At 73.5% G+C, this 18,695-nt stretch carries 18 protein-coding genes; 8 read left to right on the top strand and 10 right to left on the bottom strand.

Annotated features, from left to right (window positions below; all coding sequences use genetic code 11):
* Positions 1-403: 403 nt before the first annotated feature.
* Both ACI1MP_RS27465 and ACI1MP_RS27460 read right to left on the bottom strand, forming a co-directional pair.
* Positions 404-1,372, bottom strand: coding sequence for a hypothetical protein (locus ACI1MP_RS27465; RefSeq protein ID WP_404869695.1), 969 nt, complete (start codon positions 1,370-1,372; stop codon positions 404-406).
* Positions 1,369-1,716, bottom strand: coding sequence for a PadR family transcriptional regulator (locus ACI1MP_RS27460; RefSeq protein WP_404869694.1), 348 nt, complete (start codon positions 1,714-1,716; stop codon positions 1,369-1,371). The genes ACI1MP_RS27465 and ACI1MP_RS27460 overlap by 4 nt, the downstream gene beginning before the upstream one ends.
* Positions 1,717-2,122: 406 nt before the next feature.
* Here ACI1MP_RS27460 and ACI1MP_RS27455 point away from each other — a divergent pair, with 406 nt between their 5' ends.
* Positions 2,123-3,091 carry a serine protein kinase RIO gene (locus ACI1MP_RS27455; RefSeq protein ID WP_380340099.1) on the top strand — a complete coding sequence of 323 codons (969 nt, stop codon included), beginning with the start codon at positions 2,123-2,125 and terminating at the stop codon, positions 3,089-3,091.
* A 12-nt stretch (positions 3,092-3,103) separates the two neighbouring features.
* Here ACI1MP_RS27455 and ACI1MP_RS27450 read toward each other — a convergent pair whose 3' ends face one another.
* A complete protein-coding gene (locus tag ACI1MP_RS27450; RefSeq protein ID WP_232734033.1) occupies positions 3,104-3,976 on the bottom strand; it encodes an MBL fold metallo-hydrolase in 873 nt (290 codons plus the stop codon).
* A gap of 197 nt (positions 3,977-4,173) precedes the next feature.
* Here ACI1MP_RS27450 and ACI1MP_RS27445 point away from each other — a divergent pair, with 197 nt between their 5' ends.
* The 3 genes from ACI1MP_RS27445 to ACI1MP_RS27435 all read left to right on the top strand — a co-directional run bounded on the left by ACI1MP_RS27445 (position 4,174) and on the right by ACI1MP_RS27435 (position 7,017).
* The gene (locus ACI1MP_RS27445; RefSeq protein WP_404869693.1) at positions 4,174-6,003 is read left to right on the top strand and encodes a protein kinase domain-containing protein; all 1,830 of its coding nucleotides are present in this window, start codon (positions 4,174-4,176) and stop codon (positions 6,001-6,003) included.
* Between the two features lie 67 nt (positions 6,004-6,070).
* Positions 6,071-6,625, top strand: a complete 555-nt coding sequence (locus ACI1MP_RS27440; protein ID WP_404869692.1) for a hypothetical protein — start codon at positions 6,071-6,073, stop codon at positions 6,623-6,625.
* Positions 6,622-7,017: a DUF6924 domain-containing protein gene (locus ACI1MP_RS27435; RefSeq protein WP_404869691.1), complete on the top strand. Its 396-nt coding sequence runs from the start codon at positions 6,622-6,624 to the stop codon at positions 7,015-7,017. Before ACI1MP_RS27440 ends, ACI1MP_RS27435 begins: the two co-directional genes overlap by 4 nt.
* Before the next feature lie 7 nt (positions 7,018-7,024).
* Here ACI1MP_RS27435 and ACI1MP_RS27430 read toward each other — a convergent pair whose 3' ends face one another.
* Both ACI1MP_RS27430 and ACI1MP_RS27425 read right to left on the bottom strand, forming a co-directional pair.
* Positions 7,025-7,879: an ABC transporter permease gene (locus ACI1MP_RS27430; RefSeq protein WP_380340112.1), complete on the bottom strand. Its 855-nt coding sequence runs from the start codon at positions 7,877-7,879 to the stop codon at positions 7,025-7,027.
* A complete protein-coding gene (locus ACI1MP_RS27425) occupies positions 7,876-10,596 on the bottom strand; it encodes an alpha/beta fold hydrolase (RefSeq protein ID WP_404869690.1) in 2,721 nt (906 codons plus the stop codon). The genes ACI1MP_RS27430 and ACI1MP_RS27425 overlap by 4 nt, the downstream gene beginning before the upstream one ends.
* 366 nt (positions 10,597-10,962) lie before the next feature.
* On the opposite strand from ACI1MP_RS27425, the gene ACI1MP_RS27420 reads away from it, so the two are divergent.
* A complete protein-coding gene (locus ACI1MP_RS27420) occupies positions 10,963-11,973 on the top strand; it encodes a mechanosensitive ion channel family protein (RefSeq protein WP_404869689.1) in 1,011 nt (336 codons plus the stop codon).
* A gap of 128 nt (positions 11,974-12,101) precedes the next feature.
* Here ACI1MP_RS27420 and ACI1MP_RS27415 read toward each other — a convergent pair whose 3' ends face one another.
* A complete protein-coding gene (locus ACI1MP_RS27415; RefSeq protein ID WP_404869688.1) occupies positions 12,102-12,830 on the bottom strand; it encodes a GNAT family N-acetyltransferase in 729 nt (242 codons plus the stop codon).
* A 140-nt stretch (positions 12,831-12,970) separates the two neighbouring features.
* On the opposite strand from ACI1MP_RS27415, the gene ACI1MP_RS27410 reads away from it, so the two are divergent.
* The 3 genes from ACI1MP_RS27410 to ACI1MP_RS27400 are packed head-to-tail and all read left to right on the top strand — an operon-like array spanning position 12,971 to position 15,511.
* Positions 12,971-13,291: a hypothetical protein gene (locus ACI1MP_RS27410; protein WP_043913470.1), complete on the top strand. Its 321-nt coding sequence runs from the start codon at positions 12,971-12,973 to the stop codon at positions 13,289-13,291.
* Positions 13,291-14,682, top strand: coding sequence for a hypothetical protein (locus ACI1MP_RS27405; RefSeq protein WP_380340124.1), 1,392 nt, complete (start codon positions 13,291-13,293; stop codon positions 14,680-14,682). Before ACI1MP_RS27410 ends, ACI1MP_RS27405 begins: the two co-directional genes overlap by 1 nt.
* Positions 14,683-14,689: 7 nt before the next feature.
* Positions 14,690-15,511: a hypothetical protein gene (locus tag ACI1MP_RS27400; RefSeq protein ID WP_380340127.1), complete on the top strand. Its 822-nt coding sequence runs from the start codon at positions 14,690-14,692 to the stop codon at positions 15,509-15,511.
* A gap of 74 nt (positions 15,512-15,585) precedes the next feature.
* On the opposite strand, the gene ACI1MP_RS27395 is transcribed toward ACI1MP_RS27400, so the two are convergent.
* The 4 genes from ACI1MP_RS27395 to ACI1MP_RS27380 all read right to left on the bottom strand — a co-directional run bounded on the left by ACI1MP_RS27395 (position 15,586) and on the right by ACI1MP_RS27380 (position 18,368).
* On the bottom strand, positions 15,586-16,047 hold the full coding sequence (locus ACI1MP_RS27395; RefSeq protein WP_404869687.1) for a GNAT family N-acetyltransferase: 462 nt from the start codon (positions 16,045-16,047) through the stop codon (positions 15,586-15,588).
* Between the two features lies 1 nt (position 16,048).
* Positions 16,049-16,987: an RluA family pseudouridine synthase gene (locus ACI1MP_RS27390; RefSeq protein WP_100587029.1), complete on the bottom strand. Its 939-nt coding sequence runs from the start codon at positions 16,985-16,987 to the stop codon at positions 16,049-16,051.
* A gap of 51 nt (positions 16,988-17,038) precedes the next feature.
* Positions 17,039-17,740 (bottom strand): signal peptidase II, encoded by a 702-nt coding sequence (gene lspA, locus ACI1MP_RS27385; RefSeq protein ID WP_083462459.1) that lies wholly within the window; start codon positions 17,738-17,740, stop codon positions 17,039-17,041.
* A gap of 124 nt (positions 17,741-17,864) precedes the next feature.
* Positions 17,865-18,368, bottom strand: coding sequence for a TraR/DksA family transcriptional regulator (locus ACI1MP_RS27380; RefSeq protein ID WP_404869686.1), 504 nt, complete (start codon positions 18,366-18,368; stop codon positions 17,865-17,867).
* Positions 18,369-18,695: the final 327 nt, after the last annotated feature.

Raw genomic sequence — 18,695 nt, 5'->3', positions numbered from 1 at the left:
CTCGGCGCGGTCCTCGCGGCCCGACCGGACCTGGAGGAAGGCGGTGTGAACCGCGGCCTGCACGTCACCGCACCCGTCCGAGCCGTTGACGGCGGCCTGGAGGTGCGCGTCCTCGTGCCGGGCCCCAACCCGAGTTCCGGAACCGCCGGCCAGTGGAACCGGTCCCGGTCGATCGACCCCGACCCGGCCCCGACCGCCTCGAAGAACGCCTCCTCGATTGGACACGGTGCTGCTCGGATCGGCCGAACCGACCACCCCGTCCGGGAACGCGGCAGCCACGTGCAGCCTCGCAGCCGCAACCGCCCCCACTCACCCCACTTTCGACTCCGCACGAACGAGGCCCCGCCGCCCTGACCTCCAGGGATCGACGGGGCCTCTCGGCTGCCGGCCGGTGCAGGCGCGGTCAGTGCAGCGGGTCGGGCGCTTCCGGTCGGGCCGCGCCGGCGAGGCGGTTGCGGCGGAGCAGGCCGACGGCGGTGGCGACGGCCAGCAGGACGAGGACGACGGCGGCGTTGCCGAGCAGTTCCTGGGCGTCGAGGGGCGTGTTGCGATAGAGGGGCGCGGCGGTCATCGCGACCCAGGGCAGGGCGGCCAGGGCGACGCCGGCGGCCCGCAGGCGGCCGGTGGCGGGGTCGGCGAGGCGCAGGGCGTAGGCGAGGGCCATCACGACCGCCGGCCAGGCGGCGAGGGCGTCGAGCGGGAGCTGCTGAGCGGGCGGGAACCGGACGGCGAGGGAGTCCTCGCCCCAGTAGCCGATCCACAGGGCGTCGACAGCGCACATCGGCAGGGCGACGGCGATCGCGGCGGCCACCGCCCGGTTGCGGCCCCGCCGGGAGAGGTCGACCGCGTCGGGCGGCGCGAGCAGCACCAACACGCCCATCACGGACCAGAGTTGGACCAGGTGGACGGACGACATGGACGCCGGCTCCGGACGGAACTGCGCCGCCACCACGGCGACCAGGACCAGCGCCCGGGCCGGAGTCCAGCGACCGAGCGCGGCGCACAGCAGGGCGAGCACCCACGGCGCACCCTGGACGCCGTCCGCCACCCAGGGCGGCTCGAAGCCGTAGTGGGCGCCCGGCAGGATCAGGTCGGTCAGCAGGTGGAGCACGCCCAGGGCGGCCCCGCCGGCCAGCAGGAACGGCGCGGCGGCGGCCAGGACCCGGCCCGCGGGGTCGCGGGAGCTGAGCCGGGTGCGCAGCCGCAGCGCGTGCGCAGCGAGGACGGCCCACTCGCGGACGGCGGCGCGGCGGTCGGCGCGCCGGACCGATTCGGCGAAGACGGCGACGATCTCCTCGCCGTGGGCGGCCCGGTACCCGGCGGGGTAGAGGCGGTGCAACAGCCCGGCTCCGGAGGTGGGCGAGTGGGTCATGCCATTCCCCCGCTCGGCCGCAACCCGCCTAGGGCGAGCCGCCGTTCGGCCTCGGCCGCGCCGGCCCGCAGCCGCCGGGTCTCCTCGGTCAGGATGTGGCGGCCCTGGTCGGTGAGGGCGAAGCTGCGACGCAGCCGCCCGTTCACGACCTCTTCGCCCTCGACCTGGACGAGCCCTTGCTGGAGCAGCCGGTCCAGTGCCGTGTAGAGGGTGCCGGTGAGCATCTTGGTCCGGCCGCCGGTGATCGCCAGGACTTCCTGGAGGATCGCGTACCCGTGCCGGGGCTCGTCGGCGAGCGCGGTGAGCACGAGCCTGGTCGGCTCGGTCAGTTGACGGTCTGTCATGCCGCAACGATAGGTCAACCATTTAGATATGTCGATGATTTAGCTATGCACCGTCCGACCCCGACCCCGACCCCGACCCCGGCCCCGACCCCGGCCCCGACCCCGGCCCCGGCCCCGGCCCCGCGCGACGTTTCCCGGGCCCTCGCGCCCCGTTCCCCCCGTCTTTCCGGCTCCGCGAAAAAACCGTTTGCATCCACCGGTGCACTGACTAAGGTGGTCCGAGTCCGCCCGCAAGCACCCATGCGCGGGTGGTGAGACGAGTGAGGAGGTGTGGCCAGGATGGTTGCCGCCGTGACGCGGCGCGCTTTCGCCTGCGCGCCATACGCCTCCTCCCCCCGTCTTCTCCCCACCGGCTGACAGCGCGTCGTACCGCGCCCCGGTGGGCCACTCCTCAGGAGCCACCGCAGTGCGCGAGCGCTTTGCCGACAGCGATTCCTTCTCCCGTATCCGCCCCAAGGGCGCTTCCCGTCGTGGCCGCAAGGCCGACCGTTTCGACGACGCCGAGCCCGAGTACCTGTACTTCCCCGCCGAGGACCACGACGAGTTCGACGACTCGGAGGGCGAGAACCCCCCGGTCACCGACGGCCCGCCCGTGGGCGACCGCTGGTCGACGTGGGACCAGTCCACCCCGACCGAGAAGGGCCCGCAGCCGCGCCCCGATTGGGTGATCACCGAACTCGCGGCCGTCGACACCGAGTTCGGCATCGTGAAGACCGGCAAGGAGGCGGACGTCTTCCTGCTGGAGCGCAGTGTCCCGGGCACCGAGCGCCGCACCCTGATGGCGGCCAAGCGCTACCGCGATGCCCAGCACCGCATGTTCCACCGCGATTCGGGCTACCTGGAGGGCCGCCAGCACAAGGAGTCCCGGGTCAGCCGGGCGATGGCCAAGCGCACCGCGTTCGGCAAGGAGGCGATCGCCGGCCAGTGGGCGGCCGCCGAGTTCACGGCGCTGTGCCGCCTGTGGTCGGCGGGGGTCGCCGTGCCGTACCCGGTGCAGATCACCGGCACCGAGATCCTGATGGAGTTCATCGGCGACGAGGTCGGCACGGCCGCCCCGCGGCTGGCCCAACTGCGCGCCGAGGAGGCCGACATCGACGACCTCTGGGAGCAGCTGGGCCGCAGCCTCTCCCTGCTGGCGTACGACGGCTACGCGCACGGCGACCTCTCGGCGTACAACATCCTGGTGCACCACGGCCGCCTGGTGATCATCGACGTCCCGCAGATCGTGGACGTGGTGGCGAACCCGCGCGGCCGCTCCTTCCTGGAGCGGGACGTGCGCAACGTCGGCGCCTGGTTCGTCTCCCGGGGCCTGCCGCCCGAGCAGGTGGAGGCCCTGGTGGCGTCGCTCGCCGAGGACGCCAGGCTGCGCGGCTGACCGGGCGCCGGCTCAGTCGCTCGGCCAGAGGATGAACCGCGGCAGCGTGATGCGCCGCGGTTCTCCGCCGTGCGCGGCCGTCGCGCCGAGCGCCCCGCGGATCTCGTACAGGTGTGCCACGGTGAGTTCCAGCGGGGCCTCGTACGGCTGGTAGGTGTAGCGGATCGGGTAGTCGAGGCCGGGCCGGACCGACATCTCGATGTGGCAGCCGAGCACGTGGGTGACGGTCCGCCGTTCGGCCAGGTCGATCATCCGGTCGATGCTGTGGCCGAACGCGGCCCAGTCCTCGATGTAGAGCCGGCCGGGGTAGACGGTGTCGCCGGTGAGCAGGAATCCGCTCCACGGGTCGTAGTAGGTGACCGAGGCGGCGTGGTGGCCGGGGGTGGCCAGGCACTCCAGCACCCGCCCGCCGAGGTCGATCCGGGCGACGGCCTCCGGGTCGGCGTCGAAGCCGAACCACGGCCAGGCGCTGTCCTTCCCGGCCGGCACCAGCTCCGTCGCCGGCCGGTCCGCGAACTGCCCGTCCCCGGCGACGTGGTCGCCGTGCGCGTGGGTGTGCACCACCAGCAGCCGGTAGTCCTCCCGCGGGTTGCGCGCCAGCCAGCCGTCGATCAGCTCGTCCACGGTCCGCCGCAGCGGCAGGTACTCGGCCTCGGCGGTGGCCCCGGTGTCGATCAGCACGGCCCGCTCGTTGCCGAACAGCAGGTACAGGAACGGCGCTTCGTAGTTGACGGCCATGTTCTGCCGCAGGATCACGGTGTGCTCGTCGTACGCGTACACCTGCAGGTCGGGGTCGGTGTTGTGCTTGGCCGACGGCGAGCCGTGGTGCCAGCTGACGTCCAACGGCCGCGCCTCGGGCCGTCCGGTGGTGAAGTCGATGGTCACTGCGCGGTTCCTCCGGATCTCTCCTGCACAGCCAGCCACTTGACCGTACGTCAGTACCAACGATCGATTCGAACGGACGTGCCCGGACGGCGTGTAGAGTCGCCGCGCGAAGAGGGGTCCGGCCTTCCCATCGGGTGGCCGAGCAGCCAGACTCTTCTTGTTGACAGGTCGTACACCATGCTCGGGGGAAACGGGACATGTGGGGTCGGGGGACGGTGCTCGGGGGCCGCTACGCCCTCACCGAGCGGCTCGGCAGCGGTGCCATGGGCGAGGTCTGGCGGGCGGACGACCAGGTGCTGGGCCGTCAGGTCGCGGTGAAGATCGTGCTTCCGGCGCTGATGGAGGACGAGGTCTTCGCGGCCCGGTTCCGCCGCGAGGCGACCGTGCTGGCGGCGATGAACCACCGCGGCGTGGTGCACATCCACGACTACGGCGAGGACGCCTCCGACCCGTCCGCGAAGGTCGCGTACATCGTGATGGAGCTGCTGACCGGCCGCCCGCTGGACCGGGCCAAGGGCCGCGGCAGCTTCCCGCCCGACCGGGCGCTGGACATCGCGGCGCAGATGCTGGACGCCCTGCACGCCGCGCACCTGCAGGGCATCGTGCACCGCGACATCAAGCCGTCCAATCTGATGATCGACCAGGACGGCCGGGTCACCGTCACCGACTTCGGCATCGCCCGGACGCTGGCCGACACCCGGATCACCACCGCCCACGCGGTGATCGGCACCGCCCTGTACATGGCCCCGGAACGTGCCGAGGGCAAGGACGCCTCGGCCGTCTCCGACCTGTACTCGGTCGGCGTGGTGCTGTACGAACTCCTCGCCGGGAAGCCGCCGTTCACCGGCGAGACCCCGCTGGAAGTGGTGCTCAAGCACGTCCGCGAGCCGGTGCCGGAGCTGCCGGAGGCGGTGCCCGCCCCGGTGCGCGCGGTGGTCGCCAAGTCCCTGGCCAAGGAGCCCGGCGAGCGCTACCCGGACGCCGCGGCGATGGCCGTCGTCGCCCGGCAGGCGATGTCCACCCCCGCCGGGCTGGGCGCCGTCGTCGCCCTCGCCGGACCGGACGAGACCCCGCCCGCCGTCGCCGCCCCGGACGCCCCCACCGTGCCCCGGCAGGCCGAACGCCCCGGCCGACGATGGCTGGTGCCCCTGGTCCTTCCGCTGGTACTGGTCACCGGCGGCGGGGTGACCGCCCACCAGCTCCAGCTGCTGCCCTGGCAGCACCGCCCGGAGTCCAGCACCAGCGCCGACTCCCCGGGCGGCCAGAACGGTTCCGGCCCGACCGGATCCCCGTCGGGCACTGCCCAGGGCGGCGCCGCCCAGCCGCAGTCCTCCGCCCCGCCGTCCGCCGACCCGGCCGGCAGCCCCGTCCCGCCCGGCGGCACGCCCGACCCGGGCGCGGGTGCGGGTGCGGGTGCGGGTGCCAACAACGGTTCCGGCAGCGGTTCCTCGAACACCAACACCGGCGGGAACACGGGCGGCGGCTCGGGAGGCGCCAACAACGGGGGCTCCACCAACGGCGGCTCCAACAGTGGCGGCGGCTCGAACAGCGGCGGCGGCTCCACCCCGAACCAGCCCGCCCCCACCACCCCGAAGCCCCCCGCGGGCGGCGGCCCGGCCTCCGGCTGCGGCGGCAGCGGCTGGGGACGGCTGGTCAACGTCGGCACCGGGCAGGCCGCCGGCCTCGGCTCGGACGCGCTGACGGCGGGCGTCCCGGTGGTGTCGGGCAAGAACACCTCCTTCGGCTGGGTGAAGGCCACCGACGCCACCAACCGCACCACCTTCACGGCCTGCAGGAACAGCAGCGGCGTCAGCCTGGCCTACCCCTACAGCGGCCCCCCGGGTGCCGAACTCGCCGGTGCCGCCTCCTACGGCGACATCGCCTACTTCGGCCTCACCGACGCCGGCTCGGGCATGTTCCAACTCGGCTTCGCCACCAGCTGTCTGACGGACCACGGGACCGGACAGCAGCTGACCATCACCACCTGCTCGCCCGGCGACAAGTCCCAGCTCTTCCGCTTCTCCTGACCCGATCCCGACCCGACTCCCGCGCGCCGCACCGGAGTTGTCACACCCCTGGGGAAGAGTGCCAGGCATGGCCGAACAGTACGTCACCGCGTTCGCGGTGGACGCCGCACTGCTGCTGCGCCTGCCCGGCTCGGGCGGGACGGGGCTGCTCGGCGTCCCGCGGTCCGCCGCCCTCACCGAGCTGCTCTCCGGCCGCCTGCGGGCCGACGCGGACTCCCGCTACACCGCCCTGCTGCCCGCCCTCGCGGGCACCCTCGGCACCCCGCTGGGCGAGGCCGTCCTCGCGGGCCGCCACTGGGACGAACTCACCGGCGTCTTCCGCACCTTGGGTCTGCCCGCGCTCGCCGAAGTCTGGTCCCGCCGCTGGCCCTGGCCGGACGGCGCCACCGACGACCGGCCCTGGCCCTGCCCGACCCTCACCCCGCACGCCGCGCTCCCCACCGTGCTGGCCGACCTCGCCGCCCTCGACCCCGAGTCGCTCCCCGAGCACCCCACGGCCAACCTGGACGACGACGACCTGGCGGACGCCGCCTGGTTCCTCACCGAGCACCTCCCCACCTGGGCCTCGCACGCCCACGCGCACTCCCTCGACCTGCTGCTGCTCCGCGACGGCGCCCGATGACCACCGGCGCCCTGGTGGTGCGCACCGACTTCGCCGATCCCGCGGCCTGGCGGCGCCTGTGCGAAGTGATGGCCACCCCGACCGGGGAGGGCTTCCTGCCCGTCGTCGTCCCGGTCGACGACCCCGCCTTCGTCGACCTGACCATCACCGACCTGACGGCCCGGCTGCCACCGCACTACAGCCACCCGTTGCTGGTCGTGGCCGACCGGCGCACCCTCACCGACCCCGAACTCCCGCTCCTGGCCGCCTACCTGCGCGACCCGGCGACCCCGACCGTCCGAGTGGCCGCCGCCGCACTGTGGGGCATCGAGAACAACCTGTCGATCGCCAACCTGGACTTCGTCGACTTCGTCCGCGCCGCCGGCCCCGACGGAGTCTTCCGCGGCTTCTGAGCACCCGTCAGGACACCACGTCCTTGGTCGCGAAGCCGCGGAACGCCAGCGCCAGCAGCACCACCGCGTACGACAGCGACAGCACCACGCCCTGCACCATCCCGCCCCACTCCAGCTGCGGCTGCAGCGCGTCCGCCCAGGCGTACTGCCAGTGCGCGGGGAACCACTCGCGCAGCGAGCCGAGCGCGGTGACGGCGTCCAGCACACCGGTGATGATCGACGCGAACACCGCGCCGCCCACCGCGCCCAGCGGGGCGTCCGTCGCGGTGGAGATCCAGAACGCCAGTGCGCCGACCACGACTTCGGCCAGGAAGACGTACAGCACGGCGAGCGCCAGCCGGGGCAGCGCCTCGGTCGCGGAGAGGGTCGCCCCGGTCGGGAGCTTCAGGTCGCCCCAGCCGTACGCGGCGGTGCCGACCACCAGGCCGACGGCGGGCAGCAGCACGACCGCCGCGGCCGAGAAGGCCATCGCCACGGTGAACTTCCGCGCCAGCAGCCGCGCTCGCGGCACCGGCGCCGCCAGCAGGTAGCGCAGCGAGGACCAACTCGCCTCGGACGCCACGGTGTCGCCGCAGAACAGCGCCACCGGGATCACCAGCAGGAACCCGGTGCCCATGAACAGCAGCGTGGTCGCGAAGTTCGCGCCGGACGCGGTGGCCAGCTCGATGAACGTGGTGCGGTTCTCCCGGCCCGGCGTGCCGCCGATCTGGAACGCCGCCAGCACGACGAACGGCAGCAGCGCCAGCACCCCGCCGATCACCAGCGTGCGGCGGCGCCGCAGCTGCCGCATCGCCTCGACCCGCAACGGCAGCGTCCGCCCCGGCCGGTACCCGGGGGCCGCCGTGTCCATCACCGTACTCATGCCGCTCCTCGGATCAGGGACAGGAAGGCGTCCTCCAGCCGTCGCTGCGGGCCGATGCCCGCCACCGGCACGCCCAGGCGCACCAGTTCGGCGGTCAGCCGACTCACCGGCAGGCCGTCCAGCCCGACCAGCAGCCCGCCGTCCACCGCCTGCACCGACTCCACGCCGTCCAGCGCGGCCAGCTTCTCCGCGACCGCCTCCGCCTCGGCGAAGCCGTCCTCGACGCTCACCAGCAACTGCTCGCCCGCGCCGGTGATCCCGGCGGTCGGCCCGGCCACCACCAGTCGGCCGCGCTCCATCACCACCAGGTGGGTGCAGGACTGCTCGACCTCGGCGAGCAGGTGGCTGGAGACGATGACGGTGCGCCCGGCGGCGGCGTAACGGACCATCACCTCCCGCATCTCGCGGATCTGCGGCGGGTCGAGACCGTTGGTCGGCTCGTCCAGGATCAGCAGGTCGGGCAGGCCCAGCATGGCCTGTGCGATCGCCAGCCGCTGTCGCATGCCCTGCGAGTAGGTGCGCACCGCGCGCTCCAGCGCCTCGCCGAGGCCGGCGATCTCCAGCGCCTCCGCGAAGTGCGCGTCCTCCACCGGCCGCCCGGTGGCCGCCCAGTACGACTCCAGGTTGGCCCGCCCGCTCAGGTGCGGCAGGAAGCCCGCGCCCTCGACGAACGCCCCGACCCGGGACAGCACCGGCGCACCCGGCCGGATCGCCTGCCCGAACACCCGGATCTCGCCCTCGTCGGGGCGGATCAGCCCCATCAGCATCCGCAGCGTGGTGGTCTTGCCGGCGCCGTTCGGACCGAGCAGGCCGAGCACCTGCCCGGCCTCCACCCGGAACGACAACTCCCGTACCGCGTACCGGTCCACCGAGCCCTTGTACTTCTTCGACAGCCCGGTGATCTGCAACGGCACCCCGGCCAGCTCCGGATCCGGCGCCGGCGTCGCCGCCCGCCGCCGGCGCGCGAACAGCAGCAGCGCGCCGATCGCCACCGCCACCAGCGGCAGCACCCAGGTCCGGTTCGGCAGCGGCGCGGCCTCGGTGTGCAACTGGTCCACCGTCGGCACGCTCAACGGCCCGGCCGCGGCCAGCCGGTACGTGGCGGCCTGCGCGGGCGAGGCGTACGCCAGGTCGGTGGAGGCCAGCACCAGCCGCAGCCGGTGCCCGGCCGGGAACTCGTGGTCCACGGCCGGCAGCGTCACCTGCACCGTCCGCCCGCCCGCCGCGTCCACGCCGGTCACCCGCAGCGGGGCGACCAACTGCTGCGGCAGCGCCTGCTTCCCGTCCGGCGCGACGTCGTACACCTTCGCGAACAGCACCGCCTCCGGCACGTCCGCCGCCACCCGGACCGACACCGTCGGCGCACCCGTCAGATGCAGCGCGCTGCCCAGGGGCGCGGAGTCGAAGGACGCGAACTGGCCGGGGAAGTCGATCGACAGGCCCGCACCCACCGAGGACAGCTGGGACAGCGCCCCGATCCCCGGCAACGTCGAAATGTTCGGCGGCGCACCGCCGGGCGGGTTCGCCACCTGCTGCTCACGGCCCGTCAGCTCCACGCTGCGCTGTGCCGTCCCGCCCAACCCGGGGTAGCTGTCGGCGTCCGCGCCGCGCAGCACCGCCTGGAAGCCCGTCGAGTCGACGCCGCCGGTGCGCGTCACCCGGAACGCGGGGCCGGTCGAGGTGCCCTCGCCCTTCAAGTAGTGATCGAACCAGGCCGTCACCCGGGCGTCCGAGCGGGTACTGCTCTCCTGCCCGCCGTCGTGCCCCGCGCCGAACCAGTCCACCGCCACCGGCGCGCCGTTCGCGGCCACCGCCTTCGCGATCCGATCGCCCTGGTCAAGCGGGAACAGCGAGTCCTGCTGACCCTGGATCACCAGCGTCGGCACCTTGATCCGATCCGCCACCGCGGACGGGCTCGACTGCTCCAGGACCTTCACCGCGTCCGCGTCCGGCCGCCCGGCCGCCGCCACCCGGTTGTACATCGCGCACAGCTCGTCCCGGAACCGCCCGCACCCCACCGGGCCCTCGGCCGGCCGCGCAGGTCCGGCCGCGCCGAGGCCGGACGCCGAACCGGTGGTGAAGAAGATCCCGGCCCACAGCTTCTTGAACACCCCGTCGGCGGCCGAACTCCCCTGCGCCGCCTGTGGGAACAGCGCATCCGCCAGGTTCCACCAGGTGATCTGCGGCGCGATCGCATCGATCCGCCTGTCGTACCCGGCCGCCAACAACGACACCGCCCCGCCGTACGACGCGCCCGTCACCCCGACCCGCGGATCGCCCGCCCCGTCCAACTGCACCTCGGGGCGCTGCGCCAGCCAGTCCACCAGCCGCGACACATCCGCGACCTCACGCTCCGGCTGGTTCAACCCGATCTGCCCCGACGACTGCCCGAACCCGCGCGCCGACCACGTCAACACCGCGTACCCGGCCCGGGCCAACTCCTCGGCCCGCTGCCGCTCGCTCTCCTTCGACCCGCCGAAACCGTGCGCCAGCAGAATCGCCGGGCGCCGCCCCGACCCGCTCCCCGTGAAGAACGAGGTGTCGATCCGAACCCCCTCCGACACCTCCAGGAACCGGTCCTCGCGATGCACCGCCGCCGGCTCCCCCGCCACCGCGACCACCGCACCACCCCCCACCAGCAACGCCACCACCGCGCCCCCGGCCACCACCACCCGCCGACGCATCACCCACCCGCGCCATGCCTCAGCGAACCCCATACCCGCGATCCTAACCACGCCCCGAGTAGGCACTTCGTTAACAGCCGCAGGGAGACGAGCGCGAGCAGGCGGGCAGCCAATCAGGGGCGCGGGGAACTGCGCGACAACCGCACACCCGTCCGCAAGGTCGCGATCAGCGGCAAGTCATTGCCCGCGTCGCGAGCTTTCCGTGGGGCGCGTTCCCCTTCACGCAGTTCTCCCCCAGCCCTGGCGGGCCGGGAGGTGCCCCCGCGCGCCCCCGGTTCCCACTCCCTCTCCCCTCCCTTCGCTGGTGGGCCACCGGCGGGCGGGTGGGCGCAAAAAGCCCAATCACCCACAACCTGCGCGCTATGGTGCAAATCCCCCACTCTCCCCGAGGTGCCCCCCGTGCTATGGCCTCTCGCCAGCCTCCTCACCGCGATCCTCGCCACCCTCTTCGTCGGCTGGCTGGTCGACCAGACCCTCCAGCGCCTCGCCGCCCGCCACCCGGACGCCCCGGTCTGGGAGTCCCTGCGTCGCTGCCGCATCCCCCTCCAGCTGACGCTGCTGGCCGCGCTGCTGCTCCTGTCCCACCCGATCCGCCGGATCTTCCCCAGCGAGGACAGCGTCGTCCTCCACACCGTCCTGCTCGCGCTGATCGCGTCTCTCGGCTGGCTCACCGTCAGGATCCTCGCCGCCGTCCTGGAGGCGGTCTTCAGCCGCTACGAGACGATCACCGAGGACGCGTCCCGGGTCCAGCGCGTGCGGACCCAGCTCGGTCTGGTCCGTCGGGTCGGCGCGGCGGTGATCTGGGTGGTGACGGTCGGCGCGCTCCTGCTGACCTTCGACGCGATGCGCACGGTGGGCGCCAGCCTGCTCGCCTCCGCAGGCCTGATCGGCATCGTGGCGGGCATCGCCGCCCAGTCCGCGCTCGGCAACTTCTTCGCGGGCCTGCAGATCGCGTTCAGCGACACCGTCCGGATCGGCGACACGGTGGTGCTGGAGGGCCAGCAGGGCACGGTCGAGGAGATCACCCTCTCCTATCTGGTGCTGCGGCTGTGGGACTACCGCCGCCTGGTGGTCCCGGTCTCGTACTTCGTCTCCAAGCCGTTCGAGAACTGGACCCGCCGCGACCCGGGCCTGCTCGCCTGGGTGCTGCTGCACCTGGACCACCGCACCCCGATCGACGCCCTGCGCGCGGAACTCGAGCGCTTCCTGACCGGCACCGAGCTGTGGGACGGCGAGGAGTGGTCCCTCACCGTCACCGACACCACGCCGTCCACCATCGTGGTCCGCGCCATGATGACCGCCCGCGACCCGGACGCCACCGCCGCCCTCAAGCTCGCCACCCGCGAACACCTGATCGCCTACCTGAGGGACCACCACCCGGACGCCCTCCCCCGCGTCCGCACGGCCTAGAAGGGTGACCAGCTCGCCGCCCGTTCCACACGTGCGGCACCGGCCTGCCGTCGGGGGCTGCATCACGGTCGAGGTGTCGCAGCCGCGCACGGCCAGTCCCCGTTCGAGCAGGGGTGCTTGCCGGCCCGTCAGCTTCCCGCCGGTCCGCCCGACGCCCGGACGGCGGACAGCGAACGCCGCTGCCGGCCGTCCGCGTCGAAGTTGTCGGGCGCGAGCCATTCCCGCAGCGCCTTGCCGACCTGCGGCCACTCGGCGTCGATGACGGAGTACCAGGCGGTGTCCCGGTTGCGACCCTTGTAGACCACGGCCTGCCGGAAGACCCCTTCGAAGGTGAAGCCCAGCCGCAGCGCCGCCGTGCGGGAGGGCGCGTTGAGGGTGTCGCACTTCCACTCGTAGCGCCGGTGGCCGAGCTCGTCGAAGACGTAGGACATCAGCAGGAACTGCGCCTCGGTGGAGACCGCGGTCCGCTTCAGCAGCGGCGAGAAGGCCACGCTGCCGACCTCGACAACGCCGTTGGCCGGGTCCTGGCGCATCAGGGCGAGGGTGCCGACGGCCCGGCCGCTGCGCAGGTCGACGACCGCGTAGTGCAGGGGGTCGTCCGTCCGCGCCGTCTTCGCCAGGTACGCGCGGTGGGCGGCCGGGCCGTCGAACGGGCCGACCGTCAGGTACGTCCAGTCCCGGCCGTCCGCCGCGAGCGCGTACGCGGCGTACAGGTCGTCGGCGTGGCGGTCCACGTCCAGGGGCTCCACCCGGCAGAAGCGTCCGTCGAGGGTGACCCGGGCGGGCGCGGGACGCGCCGTCCAGTCGGGCAGCGGGTGGCCGACGGGCTGGCCGTGTGCGTTGAGGCGTGCGGACATGCTCTCTCCTGGTGTGCGCCGGTCCTTCCAGGCTAGGAAGCGCGTGGAACCTCGAAAAGGTCCACGCCGTGCCCATTCCGTGGAGCCACGACCAGGACACCCACGGTCACGCCGGCTTCACGAAGCGTCACCATGGGGAGATGACTTGGCAAGCCGATATCGCCATCGACCCGGACGGCGTCCACCGCGCCGCCGTCCTGATGCGGGAGTCCGCCTCGGACAGCCGCCGCGGGTTCCTGCTGGACGACGCCCGGACCGCCGGCGGCGCGCATCGCGGCTGGCAGGCGGCCGACGCAAGCACCCGCTGCGTCGCGGCCTGGCGGGACCGCCTGCACCGGGAGGCGGACGAGGTCGAGGCCGCGGCCGACGCGCTCCGTGCCTCCGCGAATGCCTACGTCAACACGGACGGCGCGACGGCCGTCGCCCTCTCGGATGACGCGCAGTGGCTGCGGGGGGCCTGATGCTGACCCTCGACGACCTGGACCACGCCCAGCCCGGGCTCTGGCAGCAGGCCTGCGACGACGCCCTCACCACGGCCAGGCACTGCGAGCACCTCGCCTCGGTCGCCCGCGACGAGGTGAACCGGACCCTCGCCGGCGCCTGGACCAGTCCGACCGGCGATTCGGCCCGCGCCCGTTTCGCCCGGCACGCGGAGTCCTACGACTCCGCCGCGCTGTCGATGCGCGACCTCGCCAAGGTCTACGACCGGCTCGCCACGTCGATGGCGGCCGCCCAGCGCACCCTGCACGGCGCACTCGACCTCGCCCGCGACCACCGGCTGAACGTCGGTCAGGACGGCAGCGTGCACCGCGACCCCGGTCCCGTCGACCCGGCGAAGGAAGCCGCCCTCGGCGAGCGGATCCACCAGGCCCAGGCCCTGATCACGGCGGCCCTGCACGACGCCACCGCCGCGGACATCGGCGCGGCCGACGAACTGCGCACCCTGGCCCAGCTGTCCGGGATCGAGAGCTCCGGCACCGTCCGGGCCGCTCTCGACCACGACGGCAACAGCGCCCTCGCCGTCGCCCTGCGCCTGCAGAGCACCCACGACGGCCCGCACCGGATCAACGTCCCGCCCGAGCTGATCGACGCCGCCCGCCGGGCGTCCGCCGAGACCGGCATCAGCACCGACCTGCTGCTCGCCGTGATGTGGCAGGAGCAGCAGTGGTACCAGAACGAGGAGCCCGGCCTGGACGGTCCGTTGACCGCCCTCGGGCGGAGGTCCGACCGGGCCGCGGCGGACAGCCTGAAGCCCGACAAGTCCCTCGGCATCACCCACATCAAGCTCGCCACCGCCCGGAGCGTGATCGACGCCGACCCGGCCGGCTTCCCGAACCTCGTCGGGCTCAGTGACACCCGGCTGGCGGAGTACATCGAGGAACACCCCGCCGAGGACGTCCGGCTGAGCGCCCACCACCTGAAACGGCTCCGGCGGACACCGGACGGCGCCACCTCGGACAAGCAGCTCTTCCTGCTCTACGCCGCCGACACCGAGCAGGTCCGCCGCGCCAACGTCCAGTACGGCGACGACGGTTCGCACCGCGGCGCGGCCATCAAGGACCGGTCCGACAGCTGGGACGCCCTGCAGCAGTCCCTGCGCGACGCGGACGCCTGGAACAGCCTCCCGGAGGCCGAGCGCCGCCGGGCCCTCGACGACCTCGCGTCCCGCACCCCGTCCGACACCGCCGTCGAGCTGAACCCGGTGTACGCCGGGCCGGGCGTGAGCACCCGCGCCCGCGGCACCGCACCGGCGCAGCCCGGCCTGCTCCGCCCGCCGGTCCCGCCGGTCCCGGGCGTCCTGCCGACCCCGGCGCCGAGCCCCGGCCCCGCCCCCACCCCGCCGGCGGGCTGAGCGAGCGATGCGCCGTCCCCGCCCCGCCCGCGCGCTCGCCGCCGCGCTGTCCGCCGCCTGCCTGGCTTCCGGCCTGGTCTCCTGCGGCGGCGACGGACGGCCGCCCCGCGTGCCCATGCCCTCGAACGTGCCGACCGTGCCGCAGTTCCCCGACGCCGGCGCGCTCGTCGACGCCCTCGAACGGGCGGGTGTCCCCTGCCTGGTCACCCTGCACAGCAGCCTCGCCGGGGGATCGAGCACCGACTGCACGACGACCGTCGACGGCGACACCTTCGAGTACGTCGTCGACGTGTACAACCCCGAGCAGTTCACCCGCGACGACATCGGCAACGCCATCGCGGCCGGGCGCACCGCGTACCACCAGACCTTCGTCGCGGCCGGGAACTGGAGCATCAACGTCGTCGACCCCACCTACGCGCCGCGGATCGCGCAGATCCTCGGCGGTGCGGTGCTCCCCGGCGACGGGCCGAGCGCTCCCGCCCGCCCGCTGCCCGTGATCCCGCCGTCGCCCCGCTACGACAGCGTCGAGCAGCTCGCCACGGCCCTCGACGCCTCCGTCGGCTGCGAGGACCGGAAGGCGGAACCCGGCGGCTCGCTGGCCTGCCGGACCGGAAGCCGGGTCGGCCACGGGCCGAACTGCGCGAGCCTGCGGGTCTTCGGCAGCGACGCCGGGCGCGACCGGTCCCTGCGCGGGGCGCTCTCCGTTCCCGGCATCCCCGGATACCTCGCCGCGGGCGCGAACTGGTCGGTCAACCTGTGCGACTACGGGCTCGCCGACCGGGTCGCGCGGGACCTCGGCGGGGTCGTCGTCTCCTACGACGGCGACTGAACGCGCGAGGGGCCGCGGCCGGAATCCCGACCGCGGCCCCTCGTCCGCCCGAAAGCGCTGCTCGCCCGAGAGCGTTACAACACCCGCGTCATGGTGCGGTGCGGAATCCCCGCGTCGTCGTACTCGGGCCCGTGGGCCGCGTAGCCGAGCCGCTCGTAGAAGCCCAGCGCCTGTACCTGCGCGTGCAGTTCGAGCTCCGTCGCGCCGTGCTCGCGGCCCAGCTCCTCGACGGCCCGGACCAGCCGGGCGCCCAGGCCGGTGCCGCGCGCGGCCGGGACCACGGCGAGCCGGCCGAGCAGCACCCGGCCGGCGATGCCGCCGGTGAGGATGAGCGCCTCGGCGCCGGAGATCAGCCGCGCGGTGCCGAGCGGGGCGCCGTCCTCGCCGACCGCCAGCACGTGCTTCGAGGTGGCGTCGTACTCGTCGTACTCCAGCTCGGCGGGGATCTCCTGCTCCTCGACGAACACCGCGCGCCGCACCGCCCACACGGCGGCCAGGTCGTCCTCGTCGTCGGCGACCCGAATGACGACGGCCATCTCAGCTCTCCGCCGCGATGACGTCCAGCGCGTGCTGCAGGTCCTCGGGGTAGGCCGAGGTGAACTCCACCCAGCGCCCGTCCTCGGGGTGCTCGAAGCCGAGCGAGACGGCGTGCAGCCACTGCCGGGTCAGGCCGAGCCGCTTGGCGAGCGTGGGGTCCGCGCCGTAGGTGAGGTCGCCGACGCAGGGGTGGCGCAGCGCCGACATGTGGACCCGGATCTGGTGGGTGCGGCCGGTCTCCAGCTTGATGTCCAGCAGCGAGGCGGCGCGGTAGGCCTCGATCAGGTCGTAGTGGGTGACGGACGGCTTGCCGTCCCGGGTCACCGCCCACTTCCAGTCGCTGCTGGGGTGGCGGCCGATCGGCGCGTCCACGGTGCCGGACAGCGGGTCGGGGTGGCCCTGGACCAGCGCGTTGTACTTCTTCTCGGTGACCCGGTCGTGGAACTGCCGCTTCAGGTCGGTGTAGGCGCGCTCGGACTTGGCGACCACCATGATCCCGGAGGTGCCGACGTCCAGGCGGTGCACGACGCCCTGGCGCTCGGCGGCGCCGGAGGTGGAGATCCGGTAGCCGGCGGCGGCCAGGCCGCCGATGACGGTGGGGCCGGTCCAGCCGGGGCTGGGGTGCGCGGCGACGCCGACCGGCTTGTCGATGACGACCACGTGGTCGTCGTCGTGGATGATCCGCATGCCCTCGACGGCTTCGGCGACGATCTGCACCGGCGCCGCGGGGGCGGGGATCTCGACCTCCAGCCAGGATCCGGCGGTGACCCGGTCCGACTTCCCGGCGACCGCGCCGTCCAGGGTGACCTTGCCCTCGGCGGCGAGCTCGGCGGCCTTGGTGCGGGAGAACCCGAACATCCGGGCCAGGGCGGCGTCCAGCCGCTCGCCCTCCAGGCCGTCGGGTACGGGGAGGCTACGGGTCTGCGCTGCGATACTCACCCACCCGAGTATGCCCGACCCGGACCCGCCCCCTTCCCGCCAGTGGGCCCGTCAGGCCTTGGACGGCCCGTCCTCGCCGTCGTCCGTCGACCGCTCCTCGGTCTTGGCGGCGGGGGCGCCGTGCGTGGTGCCGTCCGGGTTGGAGCCGCGGAAGGAGAGCAGGACGACCAGGATGCCGCCGCAGACGATCGCCGAGTCGGCGAGGTTGAAGACCGCGAAGTGCTGGACCGAGATGAAGTCGACCACGTGGCCGCGGAACACGGACGGGGAGCGGAACAGCCGGTCGGTGAGGTTGCCGAGCGCCCCGCCGAGCAGCAGGCCGAGCGCGATCGCCCAGGGCAGGCTGTACAGACGGCGGGCGATCCGCCAGATCACCACGATGACGCCGGTGGCGATGGCGGTGAACAGCACGGTCAGCGCCTCGCCCATGCCGAACGCGGCGCCGCCGTTGCGGATCACCTGGAGGGTCATCCAGTCGCCGATCACCCGGATCGGCGCGGTGCGGTCCTCCAGGTGGGCGACCACCAGCAGCTTGGAGCCGAGGTCGATCAGGTAGGCGAGCAGCGCGACGCTCAGCAGCACGCTGATCCGGCGGCGGCGGACCGCGGCGCGGCCCCCGTCGGCGGCGGTGGCGCCGCCCTCGGCCCGGCGCTCCCCGGGCGCGGCGGGGCTCACCCGGTCACCCGCCCCGGTGGAGGGGGCGCTGGGGACGGCGTCGTCCTGGGTCTGGTGGGAACCTGGAGTGCTGATGATCCGCTCCGCTGCCGTGGGAAAAGCCGGTCGACGTTACGGGGACGAGAGTACGACACCCGTCGCCCCGTTGGCCGCCCTGTACGACAATGTACGGCGCGCAGGACGGCCGGGGCGTGGGCCGCGGTCAGCGGCGCTCCTGCTTCGCCTTGCAGCTGACGCAGAGGGTGGCCCGGGGGAACGCCTGCAGGCGGGCCTTGCCGACGGGCTTGCCGCAGGACTCGCACAGGCCGAATCCGGTGCCTTCGAGGCGGGCCAGCGCGCGTTCGGTCTGGGCGAGCGAGTCGCGCGCGTTGTTGGCGAGCGACAGCTCGCTCTCCCGGTTGATGTTCTTGGTGCCGGCGTCGACCTGGTCGTCGCCCGCGCCGTCGTTGGAGTCCCGCATCAGGCCGGCGATGGCGGCCTCGGAGGCCTCGATCTCGGAGCGCAGCCGGAGCAGGTCGGACGCCAGTTCGTCGTGCAGTTCGGCGACCTCGGCGGCCGTCCACGGCTCTTCGCCGGACTGGACCGGCAGGTCCGCCGGGTCGACCGACTCGGCGCCGCCGCGCGCGCCGGAGCCGGCCGGCACGTGCGAGCGGCTGCTGGCCGCGGTGTGTCCGGTGGTGCCGGTCTTTCGCCGCGCAGTACTCACGGTCCCCTCCCCTGGGTCGCTCGCCACGGCCTTGCGCGACCTCGTGGTCACGGTTCCTGTCGCCTTCTCAGCCATGGCTTTCGACCTCATTCACGAATGATCAGAAGCGTCGGTTCCCGACGATCTTGCCGGTCCCGGAACGATAAACCTCATCGAATCGCCCCACAACGGGACATACCGAAGCGTTTCTCCGATCCCACCCGCGCAGCCTCCGTCGGTGTCGACGCTGCCCGGAGTTGTGCCCAGAACGCCTCCGGCTAACCGCCCGGGGCCCGGCTCGCGGGTGCACGAAACGGCTTGCGAGGGCCGATACACTGGGCCTGCAAG

The organism is Kitasatospora griseola, from assembly GCF_044999035.1.
Lineage (GTDB): Bacteria > Actinomycetota > Actinomycetes > Streptomycetales > Streptomycetaceae > Kitasatospora > Kitasatospora griseola.
This window is presented reverse-complemented; position numbering and strand designations above follow the sequence as displayed.